This is a genomic window from Streptomyces sp. NPDC060232, from assembly GCF_042726555.1.
Lineage (GTDB): Bacteria > Actinomycetota > Actinomycetes > Streptomycetales > Streptomycetaceae > Streptomyces.
This window is the reverse complement of sequence record NZ_JBHXAG010000002.1, coordinates 164,677-181,276: the sequence shown is the minus strand read 5'-3', so window position 1 is coordinate 181,276 and position 16,600 is coordinate 164,677. Positions and strand designations below refer to the sequence as shown.

Annotated in this window: 16 protein-coding genes; 10 read left to right on the top strand and 6 right to left on the bottom strand. The window is 72.0% G+C overall.

From position 1 onward, the window contains the following. Positions 1-17 precede the first annotated feature (17 nt). The 4 genes from ACFWFZ_RS04635 to ACFWFZ_RS04620 all read left to right on the top strand — a co-directional run bounded on the left by ACFWFZ_RS04635 (position 18) and on the right by ACFWFZ_RS04620 (position 3,902). Entirely contained in the window at positions 18-1,022 is a 1,005-nt protein-coding gene (locus ACFWFZ_RS04635) for an ABC transporter ATP-binding protein (RefSeq protein ID WP_387116586.1), read from the top strand. A gap of 2 nt (positions 1,023-1,024) precedes the next feature. Further along, entirely contained in the window at positions 1,025-1,801 is a 777-nt protein-coding gene (locus tag ACFWFZ_RS04630) for an ABC transporter permease subunit (protein ID WP_387117305.1), read from the top strand. Between the two features lie 152 nt (positions 1,802-1,953). Continuing rightward, entirely contained in the window at positions 1,954-3,069 is a 1,116-nt protein-coding gene (locus tag ACFWFZ_RS04625; RefSeq protein ID WP_387116583.1) for an ABC transporter ATP-binding protein, read from the top strand. Continuing rightward, on the top strand, positions 3,066-3,902 hold the full coding sequence (locus tag ACFWFZ_RS04620; RefSeq protein WP_387116580.1) for an ABC transporter permease: 837 nt from the start codon (positions 3,066-3,068) through the stop codon (positions 3,900-3,902). Before ACFWFZ_RS04625 ends, ACFWFZ_RS04620 begins: the two co-directional genes overlap by 4 nt. A 29-nt stretch (positions 3,903-3,931) precedes the next feature. On the opposite strand, the gene ACFWFZ_RS04615 is transcribed toward ACFWFZ_RS04620, so the two are convergent. Continuing rightward, entirely contained in the window at positions 3,932-4,258 is a 327-nt protein-coding gene (locus ACFWFZ_RS04615; protein ID WP_387116578.1) for an ATP/GTP-binding protein, read from the bottom strand. Positions 4,259-4,487: 229 nt separating this feature from the next. On the opposite strand from ACFWFZ_RS04615, the gene ACFWFZ_RS04610 reads away from it, so the two are divergent. Next, entirely contained in the window at positions 4,488-5,582 is a 1,095-nt protein-coding gene (locus ACFWFZ_RS04610) for an LLM class flavin-dependent oxidoreductase (RefSeq protein ID WP_387116575.1), read from the top strand. Here ACFWFZ_RS04610 and ACFWFZ_RS04605 read toward each other — a convergent pair. Beyond that, on the bottom strand, positions 5,543-5,935 hold the full coding sequence (locus ACFWFZ_RS04605) for an SCO5389 family protein (protein ID WP_030037139.1): 393 nt from the start codon (positions 5,933-5,935) through the stop codon (positions 5,543-5,545). The genes ACFWFZ_RS04610 and ACFWFZ_RS04605 overlap by 40 nt on opposite strands. Before the next feature lie 219 nt (positions 5,936-6,154). Here ACFWFZ_RS04605 and nucS point away from each other — a divergent pair, with 219 nt between their 5' ends. Then, positions 6,155-6,826 carry an endonuclease NucS gene (nucS, locus tag ACFWFZ_RS04600; RefSeq protein WP_387116572.1) on the top strand — a complete coding sequence of 224 codons (672 nt, stop codon included), beginning with the start codon at positions 6,155-6,157 and terminating at the stop codon, positions 6,824-6,826. A 55-nt stretch (positions 6,827-6,881) separates the two neighbouring features. On the opposite strand, the gene ACFWFZ_RS04595 is transcribed toward nucS, so the two are convergent. The 3 genes from ACFWFZ_RS04595 to ACFWFZ_RS04585 form a co-directional block, all read right to left on the bottom strand. Then, positions 6,882-9,542, bottom strand: a complete 2,661-nt coding sequence (locus ACFWFZ_RS04595) for an ATP-binding protein (RefSeq protein ID WP_387116569.1) — start codon at positions 9,540-9,542, stop codon at positions 6,882-6,884. Positions 9,543-9,732: 190 nt separating this feature from the next. Continuing rightward, positions 9,733-10,056 (bottom strand): STAS domain-containing protein, encoded by a 324-nt coding sequence (locus ACFWFZ_RS04590; protein WP_030153791.1) that lies wholly within the window; start codon positions 10,054-10,056, stop codon positions 9,733-9,735. Positions 10,057-10,228: 172 nt separating this feature from the next. Then, positions 10,229-11,077, bottom strand: a complete 849-nt coding sequence (locus ACFWFZ_RS04585) for a 3-hydroxyacyl-CoA dehydrogenase family protein (RefSeq protein ID WP_356812375.1) — start codon at positions 11,075-11,077, stop codon at positions 10,229-10,231. A gap of 215 nt (positions 11,078-11,292) precedes the next feature. On the opposite strand from ACFWFZ_RS04585, the gene ACFWFZ_RS04580 reads away from it, so the two are divergent. Next, entirely contained in the window at positions 11,293-11,865 is a 573-nt protein-coding gene (locus tag ACFWFZ_RS04580; RefSeq protein WP_387116566.1) for a cob(I)yrinic acid a,c-diamide adenosyltransferase, read from the top strand. Between the two features lie 31 nt (positions 11,866-11,896). Here the strand turns inward: ACFWFZ_RS04580 and ACFWFZ_RS04575 are convergent, their stop codons facing one another. Further along, positions 11,897-12,475, bottom strand: coding sequence for a hypothetical protein (locus tag ACFWFZ_RS04575; protein WP_387116563.1), 579 nt, complete (start codon positions 12,473-12,475; stop codon positions 11,897-11,899). 161 nt (positions 12,476-12,636) lie between these two features. Here ACFWFZ_RS04575 and ACFWFZ_RS04570 point away from each other — a divergent pair, with 161 nt between their 5' ends. From ACFWFZ_RS04570 to ACFWFZ_RS04560, 3 genes are all read left to right on the top strand, one after another. Further along, on the top strand, positions 12,637-13,821 hold the full coding sequence (locus ACFWFZ_RS04570) for a sensor histidine kinase (protein ID WP_387116560.1): 1,185 nt from the start codon (positions 12,637-12,639) through the stop codon (positions 13,819-13,821). Next, positions 13,818-14,471, top strand: a complete 654-nt coding sequence (locus ACFWFZ_RS04565) for a response regulator (protein WP_387116557.1) — start codon at positions 13,818-13,820, stop codon at positions 14,469-14,471. Before ACFWFZ_RS04570 ends, ACFWFZ_RS04565 begins: the two co-directional genes overlap by 4 nt. A gap of 195 nt (positions 14,472-14,666) precedes the next feature. Beyond that, positions 14,667-16,520 (top strand): glycosyl hydrolase family 18 protein, encoded by a 1,854-nt coding sequence (locus tag ACFWFZ_RS04560; protein ID WP_387116554.1) that lies wholly within the window; start codon positions 14,667-14,669, stop codon positions 16,518-16,520. Positions 16,521-16,600 lie beyond the last annotated feature (80 nt).

The following is a 16,600-nucleotide window of genomic DNA, read 5'->3' as shown; positions in this document are numbered from 1 at the left end:
CGCTCTAGCGTGGCCGCATGATCGAGCTCGAGGGCCTCACGAAACGATTCGGCGCGAAGACCGCCGTGGACAACCTCAGCTTCCAGGTCAGACCGGGGGTGGTGACCGGCTTCCTCGGCCCCAACGGGGCCGGCAAGTCGACGACCATGCGCATGATGCTGGACCTGGACAATCCGACCAGCGGTGCGGTCCGGATCTACGGGAAGCGCTACCGGGACCTCCAGGAACCGCTGAAACACGTCGGTGCGCTGCTGGACGCGAAAGCCATGCACGGCGGCCGCAGCGCTTACAACAACCTCCTCTGCCTGGCCCAGTCCAACCGCATCCCGGAGCGCCGGGTCGGCGAGGTGCTGGACCTGGTGGGTCTGACGCCCGTGGCCAGGAAGAAGTCCAAAGGATTTTCGCTGGGCATGGGCCAACGGCTGGGAATCGCCTCCGCGTTGCTGGGAGACCCGCAGATCCTCATGTTCGACGAACCGGTCAACGGTCTGGACCCCGAGGGAATTCTGTGGATCCGCAATCTGATGAAGGGCCTGGCGGCAGAGGGGCGCACGATCTTCGTGTCCTCCCATCTGATGAGCGAAATGGCCCTGACCGCGGACCATCTGATCGTCATCGGACAGGGACGACTGCTGGCTGATACCTCTATGGCTGATTTCATTCACCAGAACTCGCGCAGTTACGTCCGCATGCGCTCGCCGCAGCAGGAACGGCTCAAGGACGTCCTGCACGAGGCCGGGATCAACGCCGTCAGCGTCCCCGCCGACGGCACCCTGGAGATCGACGGCGCCGACGCGGAGCAGCTCGGCGAGCTGGCCGCCCGGCACCAGATCGTGCTGCACGAACTCAGCCCGCAGCGGGCTTCACTGGAGGAAGCGTTCATGCGCATGACGGCGGACTCCGTCGAGTACCACTCCCACGCGCCGGGCGCGCCCGGCGCGGCCGCCGACAACCCGGCCCGGCCGGCCGACGTCCCCGCCTGGGGCGCCGGCTTCGGCGCGGCGAGCAAGGGCGGGCAGTGACCATGGCCTTCACCGCCGTCCTCACCTCCGAGTGGACCAAGATCCGCACCGTCGCCTCCACCAGCTGGACGCTCGCACTGGCCCTGATCGTCACCGCCGGCTTCGGCGCCCTGATCTCGACCGCGGTCGCGGCAAGCTTCGACGACATGAGCCAGATCGAGCAGGCCACCTTCGACCCCACCCTGGTGAGCTTCGCCGGGATGCAGTTCGGCCAGCTGGCGATGATCGTCTTCGGCGTCCTGGTGGTCAGCACCGAATACAGCACCGGCATGATCCGCACCTCGCTGGCCGCCGTGCCCGCCCGCGCAGGCTTCCTGCTCGGCAAGCTCACCGTGGCCACGGCGCTGGCGCTGCTGGTCGGACTGCTGACCAGCTTCGTGTCGTTCTTCCTCAGCCAGGCGATCCTGGGCGACCACGGCACCGGCATCGACGGGGAGAACGTCCTGCGCGCGGTGGTCGGCGCCGCTGTGTACATGGCGCTCATCGCCCTGTTCTCCATGGGCGTCGCCGGCATGCTGCGCAGCTCGGTCGCCTCGATCAGCATCCTGATCCCGTTCTTCCTGATCGTCACGAACCTCCTGAACGCCTTCGAGGCGACCCGCGAGTACGGCCAGTACCTGCCCACCGCGGCCGGGTCGAAGATCATGCAGGTCGTACCGAACGCCATGGGCAGCGCGGAGTCCCCGTACGGGCCGTGGGGCGGGCTCGGGATCATGCTTCTGTGGGTGGCCGCCTCCGTCATCGGGGGCTACGTCGTCCTCAGCAAGAGGGACGCCTGACGGCCGGCCCCTCCGGAAGGACTACGGGTCGTGCCAGGGTCGGTCTCGGGGACGGGTCAGGGATCCGGCCCGGGACGGAACCGTAGGATCCTCGCTATCCTCTTAACCCTTACACGGGCGAAAGTCGTCCCGGCCTGGTAAGGGGCAGCAAGATGATCGAGGCAGTCGGCCTGACCAAGCGCTACGGCGCCAAGACCGCCGTCGACCAGTTGTCCTTCCAGGTCAGGCCGGGTCACGTGACGGGCTTCCTGGGGCCCAACGGCTCCGGGAAGTCCACGACCATGCGCATGATCCTGGGCCTCGACCGGCCCACTTCCGGTCATGTCACGATCAACGGCCTCCCCTTCCGGGAGCTGCCGAACGCCCAGCGGCACGTCGGGGCACTGCTCGACGCCAAGGCCGTCCACGGCGGACGCCGGGCCCGTGCCCACCTGCTGTCCATCGCCCAGCTCTCCGGGATCCCGGAGAAGCGGGTGGACGAGGTGCTGGCCGTCGTCGGCCTCCAGGACGCGGCCCGGCAGCGCACGAAGGGCTTCTCGCTCGGCATGGGCCAGCGCCTGGGCATCGCCACGGCGCTGCTCGGCGACCCCCAGGTGCTCCTGTTCGACGAGCCGGTCAACGGGCTCGACCCCGAGGGCATCCTCTGGGTCCGCAACCTGATGCGCCGGCTCGCCGCCGAGGGCCGCACCGTCTTCGTCTCCTCGCACCTGATGAGCGAGATGGCACTGACCGCCGACCACCTGATCGTCATCGGCCGCGGACGGCTGCTGGCCGACATGGGCACGCAGGAGTTCATCGCGCACAACTCGGCCGGATTCGCTCGGGTGCGTGCGGCCGACACCGATCCCGATGGCCGGGAGACGCTGGGCAGGGCCCTCGCCAAGGCGGGCGGCCGGGTCCTCCAGGAGCCCGACGGAGCACTGCGCGTGACGGGCCTGGAGCTGCCCGGCATCTGCGACCTCGCGCACGCGGCCGGCGTACGGCTGTGGGAGCTGTCCCCGCACCGGGCCTCGCTGGAGGAGGCGTACATGCGGATGACCCAGTCCGCCGTCGAGTACACCTCCACCGAGGATCCGCGGGCCGAGCTGTGGGAGCAGGACCCGCTGGCCCTCCCGGACTGGGAGGACGGGCCGGCGGCCCCGGAGGTCCCGCGGGCGGGCTTCTTCGCCCCGCCGCCGCCCGGGGCGGGCGGGAAGCCCTTCCTGATGCCCGGCAAGCCCGGCGAGCTCGCGAGCACCGCCAAGGACTCCGCGGAGGACACCCGATGACCCCGACGACCACGACAGCGGATCAGCCGCGCAGCTACAGCTCCCCGCTGCCCACGCCGCGGCCGCACCTGGGGCACGCCCTCGCCTCGGAGTGGACCAAGCTGATCTCGATCCGCTCCACCCTGTGGACGCTGGGCGCCCTCGTGCTGACCGTCGTCGGCATCGGACTGCTCTTCGTCACCCAGACCGTGGACCAGGACTACGAGTCCATCTCCTTCACCACGCCCGCCCTCTTCGGCCTGATGGTCGGACAGGTCGCGGTGATGGTCCTCGGTGTGCTGACCATCGCCTCGGAGCACGCCACGGGCCTGGTGCGTACCACGTTCACCGCCGCCCCGGACCGCTTCCGCGTGCTCACCGCGAAGTACCTCGTCTTCAGCATCACGGCCTTCGTCGTCACCACGCTGTCCGTCTTCGTGGTCGGGATCGCCGCCATGCTCGCCCACGGCGGGTCCGCGGCCGGCCCGCACGCGGCGCGCGAATGGCTGGGCGCCGCGGCCGGCTGCCTCTACGTCACCCTGCTCGGCGTGCTCGCGCTCGCGATCGGCGCGCTGGTGCGGCACTCGGCGGGGGCGATCGCCGTCATGCTGGGCGTGGTCACGCTGCCGCCGGTGATCGGGGCCATGCTGACGGTCTGGGAGGCCGTGGCCCCCATCGGGCAGGCGGTCCTCCAGCGCAACGTGCCGGTGGCGCTGAGCCAGCTCTTCGGCATACAGGAGGGCGGCGACCTGGGCCCGGCGCCGAGCAACCTCTCCCACCTGCTGATCATCATGCTGATCACGGGCGCGGCCGTGGCCGCCTCGTACGTCATGGTCGGCCGCCGGGACGTGTAGCGGCACCTGCCCGACCGTGCTCTGCGGGGTCAGTACCTCGGCGCGTTGCGGGACCGCTGCACCTTCGTGGTGCGGCGGTCCTTCGCGTTCCAGCAGGCCTTGTGCCAGTGCCGCCGGTCGTCCACGCCGCCGTACTCGGGCCAGGCCACCAGGTGCGGGGTGCCGGAGGGGATCTCCTGGTCGCAGCCGGGGCAGCGGTAGCGCTTGCCCGCCGCGCTCGCGCCCGCGACGTGCCGGACCATCCAGTCCTCGCCCTGGTACTCCTCGGTGCGCTCCAGCCCGAAGCGGTCCAGGCCGCTCCCCGGGCGCTCGTCCGGCGTCTCGCCGCCCCTGCGGCGGTTGTTGCGCGGTGACACGTATACCTCACGGATGGGCTGACGGCAGTGACTTTCTTCCAGACTACGCGCAGCGAGGCCGGGTAACCGCAGGGTGTCTACGGGCGGCCGGGCCGACGACCGGGACTGGCCCGACAATCCCAATAACTTTCGTGTCAGCCCGTGCCTTTGGCACGTGTCAGACGTTGTTGCCATAGGAAGAACCGGTCCACCTGGGGAGGCCGCGTCAGCCGCGAGGAGGCTAAAGGCGATGCGCGTAGGAGCGTTTGTACTGGCGGCCCAGTTCCCGGGCCAGGGACAGGGCGAGGCACTGCACCGGGCGGTGCGGACCGCGGAGGTGGCGGAGGAGGCCGGGCTCGACTCGGTCTGGCTGGCCGAGCACCACTTCGTCCCGTACGGGGTCTGCCCGTCGGCGGTGACCCTGGCGGGCCTGCTACTGGGCCGGACCCGCCGGCTCCGGGTGGGCACGGCCGTGAGCGTACTGCCGAGCACGCACCCGGTCGCCCTCGGGGAGCAGGCGGCGCTGCTGCATCTGGCCTCGGGGGGCCGCTTCACGCTCGGGGTGGGGCGCGGTGGGCCGTGGGTCGACCTGGAGGTCTTCGGGGGCGGCCTGGAGTCCTACGAGAAGCACTTCCCGGAGTCCCTGGACCTGCTGCGGCGGTGGCTCACGCAGGCGCGGGTGGGCGCCGCCGGCGAACGGTACGCCTTCCGCGAGGTGGCCGTCGTACCGCGGCCGTCGGAGGCCCTGGACGGGGACGGACCGGGCCCGGAGGTCATCGTGGCCTGTACCTCGCCGTCGTCGGTGCGGATGGCAGCCCGGCGGGGCCTGCCGATGCTGCTGGGCATGCACTGCGGGGACGAGAACAAGGCCGAGATGGTCGCGCTGTGGCGCAGCACCGCGCTCGCGGCGGGCCACTCCCCCGAGCATGTGGCCGCGGCCGGGCACGTGTCCGCCGGGGTGTGCCAGATCGCGGACAGCACCGCGGACGCCCGCGAGACCCTGCTGAAGTCCATGCCGGGCTGGCTCAGGCTGGGCCTGGACGCGTACGTGACCGTGGACGGCCGCGTGCGCGCGATGCGGGATCCGCTCGCGTACACGGAACTGCTCTGCGACCTGCACCCGGTGGGCACTCCTCAGCTGGCGGCGGACCGCCTGGCCGCCACCGCCGCGCGCACGGGCATCACGCGCTTCGCCCTGCTGGCGGAGGGCTCCGGAGACCTCGCCGCGACGGAGGAGAACGTACGACGGCTCGGCGTCGAAGTCCTGCCCCGTCTCGGCCGAGATCTACCGGCTCGGGCCCTGGCTCAGCAGTCCCGCAGTTCCGGCGACTGGTTGAGCAGCTGACCGCGGATCGAAGTGAACTTGGCCAGCCGGTCGTCCACCGAGGGATCCAGCGGGAAGACCGCCACCCGGTGACAGTTCTGGAATGCCAGGCGCACTCCGAAGTGCCGCTGCAGCGCACCGCGTATCGCGTCACTCGCGAGTGCGCGCAGCAGCTGCCCACGCGCCTGCTCGTCGGGCGGCGGCGTCTGGTTGTCGGCGAACTGGCCGCCGTCCACCTTCAGCTGGGCCACCAGCGAGCTGATCATCTCCCAGGCAAAGGGCAGGGAGGTCCGGACGCAGTCGACGAAGGCGGCTTCGTCGACCTCGCCTCGCTCGGCCTGTTCGAGTAGGGCCGGTGAGACGTCGAGCGACATGGGTTCTCCTCTCGCGACCCCGGCTGACTGGTTGCCGGAGCCTTACGGGCAGGGAAGGAGATCGCGACGCAGAGTGCACGCTCGACGACCTCCCGCTCACCACGGTAGGCGCCCCGTGGGTGACGCACCAGGAGAATGCGCATACAACGCGCCATCGGCGAACGGGGCTTTCAGGGGCGAATCGCGTGGAGGGCCGTAGGTCGAGTAGCGTTGCCGACCATGCGTCTCGTGATTGCCCGCTGCTCCGTCGACTATGCGGGCCGCCTCACCGCCCATCTGCCCTCGGCACCCCGTCTGATCCTCGTGAAGGCCGACGGCAGTGTCTCGATCCACGCGGACGACCGGGCGTACAAACCGCTCAACTGGATGTCGCCGCCGTGCACCCTCAAAGAGGGGAGCGGTGACGACGCCGGTGTGTGGACGGTCGTCAACAAGGCGGGCGAGAAGCTCATCATCACCATGGAAGAGGTGCTCCACGACTCCTCGCACGAGCTGGGCACCGACCCGGGGCTCATCAAGGACGGCGTCGAGGCGCACCTCCAGGAGCTGCTCGCCGACCGCATCGACACGCTGGGCGAGGGCTACACCCTGATCCGGCGCGAGTACATGACGGCGATCGGCCCGGTGGACATCCTGTGCCGGGACGCCTCGGGCGCGACGGTGGCCGTGGAGATCAAGCGCCGCGGCGAGATCGACGGCGTGGAGCAGCTCACCCGCTACCTGGAGCTGCTCAACCGCGATCCGCACCTGGCCCCGGTCCGGGGCGTCTTCGCCGCGCAGGAGATCAAGCCGCAGGCGAAGGTGCTGGCGACGGACCGCGGGATGGACTGCGTGGTGCTGGACTACAACGCCCTGCGCGGCATCGAGGACGACAAGCTCCGCCTGTTCTGATCCCGTTCGGCGAACGTACGACGGCTCCGTCCGCGAGGACGGAGCCGTCGGCGTTTCAGGGGGCCGTGGTCTGCGAGGTGGCGGTGGTCTGCGAGGTGGCGGTGGCCGTCCCCGGTCCGGTGGGCGCCGTGGCCGTCGGCGTGGCCCCGCCGGTCTCCGAGGGGGCCGCGGTCGGTTCCGCGGTGGTCGGTGCGGTCGAAGGGGTGCCCGGCCGCGGGGAGTCGCTCGGCGTCGAGGACGGGCGGCGGGAGGGGGTACGGCTCGGCGTACGGCCGGGCGAGGGCGCGGCGGCGCTCGCCGCCGGGGTGGCGCCCCCGGCCGACGGCGTCGTCACGGGCGGCTCCTCCACGGGATCGTTCCCGCTGTTCTGCTGCACCGTGGTGGGGGACGCGGAGGTCGGAGTCGAGGAGACGGCGGGGCCGTCCGCGGGGGGCTCGGTGTCCGAGGAGCTCGGCGGGCTCATCGCCAGGCTCACGACGGTGCCCAGTGCGAGGACCGTCAGCGCTCCCGCGGCGGCCAGCAGCACCCGCCGCCGCCGGCCCGGGTCCTGGGACGGCTTGGCGGGGGCGGTGGCGCGGACCGGGGCGGCGGCGGGCGGGGCCGGCTGAGGCGACAGCGGGAAGGCGTCCTCGAACACCTCGGAGAGCGTCGTGGGCGGCTCGGAGCGCTGGTTCACGGGCACCACCGGGGTCATCCGGCTGATCGCCTCGGAGGATACGGGGACCGCGGGCGTCACAGGGGCCACGCGGGTCACGGCGGCCTCGGAGACGGCCGGATCCACGCGCGGTGCCGCGTCCGGAGCAGCCGAACCGGACCGTACGCCGGGAGTCGGCTTCGCCGCCGGGAGGGCCTTCGTGACCGCGTTCGTCCGTGCGGCCGGCGTCGTCCGTGCGGGCGGCGTCGTGGGGGTGGCCGACGTGGCGGGGGTGGCCGACGTGGCGGGGGTGGCGGGGGTGGCGGGGGTCGCCACCGTCACGGCCTCCGAGGCCGCCGCGGGAGCTTCCAGGCGCAGCGGCGGGGAGGCCGCCGCCCCCGCGGCCTCGCGGTCCACGACCAGCGCCAGCGCCCGCCGGCCCGCCACGGTGCCCCGTTTGTCGGCCAGCGCGCCCCGCAGCCCGATCGAGGTCTCCAACTCGGCGCGGGCCCGGTCGATGCGTCCCTCGCACAGGGCCAGCACCCCCAGCTCGTGGTGGAAGTACGCCTGCTCGGCGACCTCCCCCGCCTTGCGCGCGGCCTCCGCTCCCGAGCGCAGCACCCGCTCCCAGGCCTCCCAGTGCAGCGAGGCCGCGAAGGCGGGGGCGGCCGTACGGGCCAGTACCGCCGCGGCCACCACGTCCGCGCCGGCCAGCGCCGCGAGCACCGCGTCCGCTTCCCTCCCCACCCGCTCCGGGACCACCGAGGCGTGCCCGGTCCACCAGGCGTAGTGCCGGGCGGCCGTACGGGCCTCCTCCGACGCGGTGTCCGCGTAGCCGACGTCCTCCAGCTGGCGGGCGACCCCGGCGGCCAGCCGGTAGCGCGTCCCGACGGGCGTCAGCAGCCCGCAGTCCAGCAGTTCCGCCACCGCCGTGTCCGCGTGGGTGTCCCCCACGAGCGCCGGCAGGTGGGCGTGGTGCGGCAGCTCGCCGCCGAGCGCGCAGGCGATCCGCAGGGCCGCCCGCGCCGACTCGCTGACCCGCGACGCGAGCAGCTCCGCCGGGGCCGCGCCCTCGGCGAGCGTCGGCAGCGGCACCACACCGCTGTCGCGCGGGCGCTCCTCGAAGACGCCGGGCTCCTCCTCGTCGTCGTCCTCGTCGCTGTGGTTGAGCTCGTCCCGCTGCCGCAGCATCGCGGCGGCCTGTACGAAGCGCAGCGGCAGCCCCTCGGAGGCGAACCTCAGGTCGCCCGCCCAGGTGGTCTCCTCCTCCGTCAGCGGCCGTCCCAGGCCCGCTTCCAGCAGCGCCACGCAGTCGTCCTTGCCGAGGCCGGTGAGGAGCACCTCCTCGACGTGGGAGTCGTCGCAGGGGGCCTTGGTGTCGGGGGTGGCCGCCAGCAGGTAGGCGCACTCGGGGGTCGCGCGCAGCAGCTCGTCGAGGGCGCTGCCGCCCATCTCCAGGTCGTCGAGGAGGACGACGGCGCCGATGTCGCGCACGCGGGCGAGGAGCTCGTCGCGCTCGGGGCGTTCCCGCGGGGCGTCGTACACGGTCGCGTAGAGCGCGTGGAGCAGTTCCCCGGGCTGCTGGTGTCCGTACCCGCTGAGCCGTACGACCCCGTCGGGGGCGAGGCCCGCGCACCGGGCGGCGACCGCGTCGAGCAGCGCACTGCGTCCGGAACCGGAAGGTCCGGTCAGGCGTACGGACCGGCCGCGTCCCAGGAGCCGTACGAGCCGTTCCAGCTCCTCACCGCGGGCGAGCAGGGGCCGGGCGGGTATCGGGGGGCCGGGCAGTACGGGCGGCCGGGCGGCGGCGTCCCGTGCCGCGCGGGCGGCGGTGTCGCGCTTGGCGGGGCGGCCGCGCTCGGTGCCGGGCCGCAGCGGTTCGATCTCGCTGCCGTCGACGGGGTTGACGGTGAGGGTGAAGTCGCCGGCGGTCAGGGTGACGACGCGCGCGGGCCCGGTGGGACCGGACGGTGCCGGCGGCGGCGCGGGTGAGGTGGTCCCGGCGGCGGAAGCGGAGGACGGCGTCCCGGGGTCGCCCGCGACCTGCTCGTCCCGCCCGTTCTGCCCTTGTGTACGGTCCATGACCCAGTCCCCCATCGCGGGCCGCGCGCCTCGCCGTCGTACCGCCCGGCCGTCGCGCACCCGCTGTCGCCACTGGTCCGGTTACCGCCCGAACCCTAGACCGTGGCCGGTCGTGCGGGAAACCGTAGGGGCTCGATCACCACCGGACCGTTACTTTCCGCAGGAAATGCAAAGGTCAGCGGCTTGCGGGTCAGACCCGGGGCAGCGACTCGGCTTCCAGGCCGCCCTCGATCGCGAGGATCCGGTGCAGGCGGGTCGCCACGAGCAGCCGCTGCATCTGCGGCGGCACCCCGCGCAGGACGAGGCGTCGTCCCGTCCGGCCGGCCCTCCGGTGCGCGCCCATGATCACGCCGAGGCCGGTCGCGTCCCAGGAGTCGAGCCCGGTGAGGTCGAGCACGAGGTCGCCGTGGCCGTCGTCGAGGGCGGTGTGGAGGGCCGTACGGGCGTCCGCCGCGCTGCGCACGTCGAGGCGGCCCCCGACAGCGAGTTCGGCGTGGTCGCCCCTGATGTGCATGTGTACTCCCGGCAGTACTGCGTACGTATGGCAACTGGTCCGTGGTCGGCAACTCTCACTGCAACTGACTGCCGCGCGGGCAGGGAAGTTGCCGACCGTGAGCGAACCGATACCTAATTCACCCTGACGAGTGAAGGCATTCGAACGATGGCGCTCAGTGGGTGGACCGCTCTCAGTGCTTGTAGAAGCCCTGTCCGCTCTTGCGGCCGATGTCCCCGGCGTCCACCATGCGGCGCATGAGCTCCGGCGGCGCGAACTTCTCGTCCTGGGACTCGGTGTAGATGTTGCTGGTGGCGTGCAGCAGGATGTCGACGCCCGTGAGGTCGGCGGTGGCCAGCGGGCCCATCGCGTGCCCGAAGCCCAGCTTGCAGGCGATGTCGATGTCCTCGGCGGTGGCCACGCCCGACTCGTACAGCTTCGCGGCCTCGACGACCAGCGCGGAGATCAGACGGGTCGTCACGAAGCCGGCCACGTCGCGGTTGACGACGATGCAGGTCTTGCCGACCGACTCGGCGAACGCCCGGGTCGCGGCGAGGGTCTCGTCGCTCGTCTTGTAGCCGCGGACCAGCTCGCACAGCTGCATCATCGGGACGGGCGAGAAGAAGTGCGCGCCGACGACCCGCTCCGGACGCTCCGTCACGGCAGCGATCTTGGTGATCGGGATGGCGGAGGTGTTGGAGGCGAGGATGGCGTCCTCACGCACGATCTTGTCGAGCGCGCGGAAGATCTCGTGCTTGATCTCGATCTTCTCGAAGGCCGCTTCCACGACGATGTCGACGTCGGCGACGGCGTCCAGGTCGGTGGTCGTCGTGATGCGCGCGAGCGCCGCCTCGGCGTCCTCGGCCGTCAGCCTGCCCTTGGAGACGAACTTGTCGTACGAGGCCTTGATCCCGTCCGTGCCCCGGGTCAGCGCGGCGTCGGTGACATCGCGCAGCACGACGTCCCATCCCGCCTGAGCGGAGACCTGAGCGATCCCGGAACCCATGAGTCCCGCACCGATGACGGCGAGCTTCCCAGCCACTGCACACCCCTCGTTGTTCTCAAATACGGCACGGCTTCGTAGCCACTCCGGCGGAGACTAGCGTCCGGGGGGTGCGGTGTGACCGCGAAGTAACACGCGTCACGTCTCAGATGACGGACATCACACCGGTACGGCCCATGCCCGGTGCGCTGCCTCACAGTTCACGCGCCGCCCGAGGCCGCCGCGCGCCCGGCGGGCCCGTCTACCCTGGCCGCATGGTGAACCTGACGCGCATCTACACCCGTACCGGCGACAAGGGCACGACCGCCCTGGGCGACATGAGCCGCACGGCCAAGACCGACCTGCGGATCTCCGCGTACGCGGACGCCAACGAGGCCAACGCGGCCATCGGGACGGCCATCGCGCTCGGCAGCCTGCCGGCGGAGGTCGTCAAGGTGCTGGTCCGGGTGCAGAACGACCTGTTCGACGTGGGCGCGGACCTGTGCACCCCGGTCGTGGAGAACCCCGAGTACCCGCCGCTGCGGGTGGAGCAGTTCTACGTCGACAAGCTGGAGGCCGACTGCGACCTCTTCCTGGAGCAGGTCGAGAAGCTGCGCAGCTTCATCCTGCCCGGCGGCGCCCCCGGCGCGGCCCTGCTGCACCAGGCCTGCACGGTGGTCCGGCGCGCCGAGCGGTCGACGTGGGCGGCGCTGGAGGTGCACGGCGAGACGATGAACCCGCTCACCGCCACCTATCTCAACCGCCTCTCCGACCTCCTGTTCATCCTGGCCCGGGTGGCCAACAAGGAGGTCGGAGACGTGCTGTGGGTGCCGGGCGGCGAGCGGTAGGCAGGACACGCCCCTAGGGTCGGGGCCCTGCCTACCGGCGCTCGCTCGCGGTGAGGGAAGAGCGGTCCTTCTCAGCACCCGCGGGGGCCTCTTTCGGCCAGATCGTGTAGGCCGCCGCGACCAGGGCGTGGATGCCGACGACCCGCAGGGCGCCGAACTGCCAGGCCTTGAGTGAGCTGACGTCGCCCGCGTCGCCGACGTACCAGACGGCCGCCTGCAGCAGGGCCAGGGCGACGGCGGCGGCGACCACGGTACGGACCCAGAGCTTCCACTCGTGCCGGGCCCGCTCCTTGCCGTAGCCGGCGCCCGCCGGCTTCGGCCCCCCGGCCAGCCGGTACGCGGCGTGCCCGTCGAGCCACTTGACCGTGTAGTGCCCGTAGGCGACGGTGTAGCCGATGTACAGCGCGGCGAGACCGTGCTTCCAGTCCGGCTCGGCGCCGTTCTTGAGGTCGACCGTGGTGACGACCAGCAGGACCAGCTCCATGAGCGGCTCGCAGAGCAGGACCGCCGCGCCCAGCCGCGGCATCTTCGCGAGGTAGCGCAGGGCGAGTCCCGCCGCCAGCAGGACCCAGAAGCCGACCTCACAGGCGATGATCAACGCGACGATCACGGGATTCTCCTTCCGCTCGGGTGCGTCGTCCTCCAAGGCTCCCGCCCGCCGCCGCCCGTTTCGTCGTCGCGAATGACCATGTGCGCCTGCATCCTTCGATGTAGCCGCGCCTCGGCCGCTCCGCCGACGTGCGGCGGCCGTGCACCCTGTTGGATGGGACCGTGACCGAGAAGAGCCTGCGCCCCCACCGTGACGACGTCCTCCTCGCGGTGGTCAGCGTGGCCGCGGGCCTGGTGTTCTGGTCGCTCGGCGTCTACAGCAGCCCCGGCCGCGGCTCCCTGCCGGCCTGGGCCGCCCTGGTGCCCCTCGTGGTGCTCGGCGCGATGGAGCTGCTGCGCCGCACCGCACCGCAGGTGACGCTGGCCGTCGGCACCGCGGGGGTGATCGCCGACCAGTTCACCGTCGGCAGCCTCGCCACCGTCGTGATCTTCACCGACCTGATGTACGCGGCCGTCGTGTACGGGAAACCGGCCATGGCCCGGCGGCTCCCGGTCAGCACCGGCCTGGTCACCGTCGTCGTCACCGTCGCCTCGGTGGCCTGGCTGCGCACCCCCCAGGCCCTGCTGATCGGCGCGATCACCGGCATCGTCAGCTTCGCCCCGGCCCTGACCGGCGCCACCTTGCGCAACCACCGTGAGGCCGCCGAGGCCGCCCGGCTGCGCGCCGAGCAGACGGCTCTGCTGGCCGAGGTGGACCGCAAGGAGGCTGTGGCCGCCGAACGCGCCCGGATGGCCCGCGAGCTGCACGACATGGTGGCCAACCACCTCTCCGCCATCGCCATCCACTCCACCGCCGCGCTCTCCATCGACACGGCCGCGACCAGCCGCGACGCGCTCGGCGTGATCCGCGAGAACAGCGTGCAGGGACTGGCCGAAATGCGCCGCCTGATCGGGCTGCTGCGGGACGCCGGCGGCGACCGGGAGCCGGTCGCGGTGCCCTCCCTGGACGGCCTCGACACCCTGATCGGGCAGGCCCGCACCAACGGCTCGGCCAGCGGGCTGACCTTCGTCCTGCACGACGACCGGCCGTCCGGGGAGCCCGCGGCGGCCCCCGTGGAGCTGGCGGCGTACCGGATCGTCCAGGAGTCCCTGACCAATGCCCTCAAGCACGCCGCGCCCGGCACGGTGACGGTCCGCGTGGCGCACGAGGACGGACAGCTGAGCGTGGCGGTGGACTCGCCCTACGGGGACCGCCCGGGGCCGCGCGCGCCCGGATCGGGGGCCGGGCTGATCGGCATGAAGGAGCGGACGGAACTGCTGGGCGGGAAGTTCACGGCGGGCCGCCACGGGGCGGTGTGGCAGGTACGGGCATCACTGCCCGCGCAGGACAAGGCGGTGGAGGCATGACGATTCGAGTGGTGGTGGCGGAGGACCAGGCCGCGGTACGGGCCGGGCTGGTGCTCATCCTGCGCAGCGCGGGCGACATCGAGGTGACCGGCGAGGCGGCCGACGGGGAGGAGGCGGTCCGCCTGGCCCGCGAGCTGCGGCCGGATCTCGTCCTCATGGACGTGCAGATGCCCCGGCTCGACGGGGTGTCCGCGACCCGCCAGGTGGTCGAGGAGGGCCTGGCGGACGTACTGGTGCTGACCACCTTCGACCTCGACGAGTACGTCTTCGGGGCGCTGCGGGCGGGCGCCGCCGGCTTCCTGCTGAAGAACGCCGACGCGGCGGAGCTGCTGGCGGCGGTACGGACGGTCGCGCGCGGGGAGGGGCTGATCGCCCCGGCGGTGACCCGCCGGCTGATCGCCGAGTTCGCGGCGCCGCGTCCGGCGCGCGGCGCCCCGGCGCCGGAGCGGGCGGCGGCGGTCGCCTCCCTCACCCCGCGTGAGCGGCAGGTGCTGAGCGCTCTGGGCGAGGGCCTGTCGAACGCGGAGATCGCCGAGCGGCTGGAGATGGCGGAGGCCACGGCGAAAACCCACGTCAGCAGGCTGCTGGGCAAGCTGGAGCTGCGCAGCAGACTCCAAGCAGCGTTCCTGGCACAGGAGTTGGGTATCTAGGTCCTGCCTGGAGCTGTGGCCGGGCGGCGGCGAGCGCCACCGGTCTGGACCTCTTGACGGTTGGTCCAGACCTTTCTACGCTCGCCGCAACACTGTGGTGAGCGTGCCATGACAAAGCGTGCTCACGGGCGGCGCAGGTCCCACCCCCATGTCGCAGTCGGCCCCACGGCCGCGACGGACCTCGGAGGAGCACCCTTGAGCACAGCATCCCCACCCCCCACCAGGCGCACCCGGTTCTTCACCAGAGTCGCGGCGGTCGTCGCCGTACTCGCCCTGCCCGTCACCGGGCTCGTGGCGCTGGCCGGCCCGGCCCAGGCCGCCGCCTCCGCGACCGCGACGTACACCAAGGCCTCCGACTGGGGGTCCGGCTTCGAGGGCAAGTGGGTGGTGAAGAACACCGGCACCACCACCCTGAGCAGCTGGACCGTGGAGTGGGACTACCCGGCGGGCACCTCGGTCACCTCGGCCTGGGACGCCACCGTCACCAGCTCGGGCACCCACTGGACGGCCAAGAACGTCGGCTGGAACGGCACCCTCGCCCCCGGCGCCACCGCCAGCTTCGGCTTCAACGGCGCCGGATCCGGCGCCCCGAGCGGCTGCAAGATCAACGGCGCCTCCTGCGACGGCGGCACCCAGCCCGGCGACACCGCCCCCACGGCTCCCGGCGCCCCCGCCGCGAGCAACGTCGCCGACACCTCGCTGACCCTGACCTGGACCCCGGCCACCGACGACAAGGGCGTCAAGAACTACGACGTCTACCGGGGCTCCGCCAAGATCGCCACCGTCACCGGGACCAGCTACGCGGACTCGGGCCTGACCAAGGGCACGACGTACACCTACAGCGTCACCGCCCGCGACACCATCGACCAGACCGGCCCCTCCTCCGGCTCCACCACGGTCACCACGACCGGCGGGGTCGTCCCACCGGACCCGGGCGACAAGGTCAAGCTCGGCTACTTCACCAACTGGGGCGTCTACGGACGCAACTACCACGTCAAGAACCTGGTCACCTCCGGCACCGCGGGCAAGATCACGCACATCAACTACGCCTTCGGCAACGTCCAGAACGGCCAGTGCACGATCGGTGACGCCTACGCCGACTACGACAAGGCCTACACCGCCGCCCAGAGCGTCGACGGCGTCGCCGACACCTGGGACCAGCCGCTGCGCGGCAACTTCAACCAGCTGCGCAAGCTGAAGAAGCAGTACCCGAACATCAAGGTGCTGTGGTCCTTCGGCGGCTGGACCTGGTCCGGCGGCTTCCCGCAGGCCGCCGCCAACCCGACCGCCTTCGCCCAGTCCTGCTACAACCTGGTCGAGGACCCGCGCTGGGCCGACGTCTTCGACGGCATCGACCTGGACTGGGAGTACCCGAACGCCTGCGGCCTGTCCTGCGACACCAGCGGTCCGGCCGCCTTCACGAACCTGATGCAGGCCGTGAAGGCCCGGTTCGGCGCGAACAACCTGGTCACCGCGGCCATCACCGCCGACGCCTCGGACGGCGGCAAGATCGACAAGGCCGACTACGCGGGCGCCGCGCAGTACACCGACTTCTACAACGTCATGACGTACGACTTCTTCGGGGCCTGGGCGGCCCAGGGCCCGACCGCCCCGCACTCCCCGCTGACCTCGTACGCCGGCATCCCGCAGGCCGGCTTCAACTCGGCCGACGCCATCGCCAAGCTCAAGGCCAAGGGCGTCCCCGGCTCGAAGCTCAACCTCGGCATCGGCTTCTACGGCCGCGGCTGGACCGGCGTCACCCAGGCCGCCCCCGGCGGCACCGCCACCGGACCGGCCCCGGGCACGTACGAGCAGGGCATCGAGGACTACAAGGTCCTCAAGAACAGCTGCCCGGCCACCGGCACCGTCGCCGGCACGGCCTACGCCAAGTGCGGCAGCAACTGGTGGAGCTACGACACCCCCGCCACCATCGCCGGGAAGATGACCTGGGCCAGGCAGCAGGGCCTCCGGGGAGCCTTCTACTGGGAGTTCAGCGGCGACACCGCGAACGGTGAACTCGCGAACGCGGTCCACACCGGGCTCCAGTAGACAGACGGAAGCCGGGGAGACGGGTCCGCCCCCCGTCTCCCCGGCTTCTCCGCTCCGGTGGCGCGGATGCGGCTTGATAG

What these genes read in the sequence shown, in the direction of transcription:
- ACFWFZ_RS04635 (WP_387116586.1), top strand. Translation starts at nt 18, where the DNA reads ATGATCGAGCTCGAGGGCCTCACGAAACGATTCGGCGCGAAGACCGCC.
- ACFWFZ_RS04630 (WP_387117305.1), top strand. Translation starts at nt 1,025, where the DNA reads ATGGCCTTCACCGCCGTCCTCACCTCCGAGTGGACCAAGATCCGCACC.
- ACFWFZ_RS04625 (WP_387116583.1), top strand. Translation starts at nt 1,954, where the DNA reads ATGATCGAGGCAGTCGGCCTGACCAAGCGCTACGGCGCCAAGACCGCC.
- ACFWFZ_RS04620 (WP_387116580.1), top strand. Translation starts at nt 3,066, where the DNA reads ATGACCCCGACGACCACGACAGCGGATCAGCCGCGCAGCTACAGCTCC.
- ACFWFZ_RS04610 (WP_387116575.1), top strand. Translation starts at nt 4,488, where the DNA reads ATGCGCGTAGGAGCGTTTGTACTGGCGGCCCAGTTCCCGGGCCAGGGA.
- ACFWFZ_RS04605 (WP_030037139.1), bottom strand. Translation starts at nt 5,935, where the DNA reads ATGTCGCTCGACGTCTCACCGGCCCTACTCGAACAGGCCGAGCGAGGC.
- nucS (WP_387116572.1), top strand. Translation starts at nt 6,155, where the DNA reads ATGCGTCTCGTGATTGCCCGCTGCTCCGTCGACTATGCGGGCCGCCTC.
- ACFWFZ_RS04595 (WP_387116569.1), bottom strand. Translation starts at nt 9,542, where the DNA reads ATGGACCGTACACAAGGGCAGAACGGGCGGGACGAGCAGGTCGCGGGC.
- ACFWFZ_RS04590 (WP_030153791.1), bottom strand. Translation starts at nt 10,056, where the DNA reads ATGCACATCAGGGGCGACCACGCCGAACTCGCTGTCGGGGGCCGCCTC.
- ACFWFZ_RS04580 (WP_387116566.1), top strand. Translation starts at nt 11,293, where the DNA reads ATGGTGAACCTGACGCGCATCTACACCCGTACCGGCGACAAGGGCACG.
- ACFWFZ_RS04565 (WP_387116557.1), top strand. Translation starts at nt 13,818, where the DNA reads ATGACGATTCGAGTGGTGGTGGCGGAGGACCAGGCCGCGGTACGGGCC.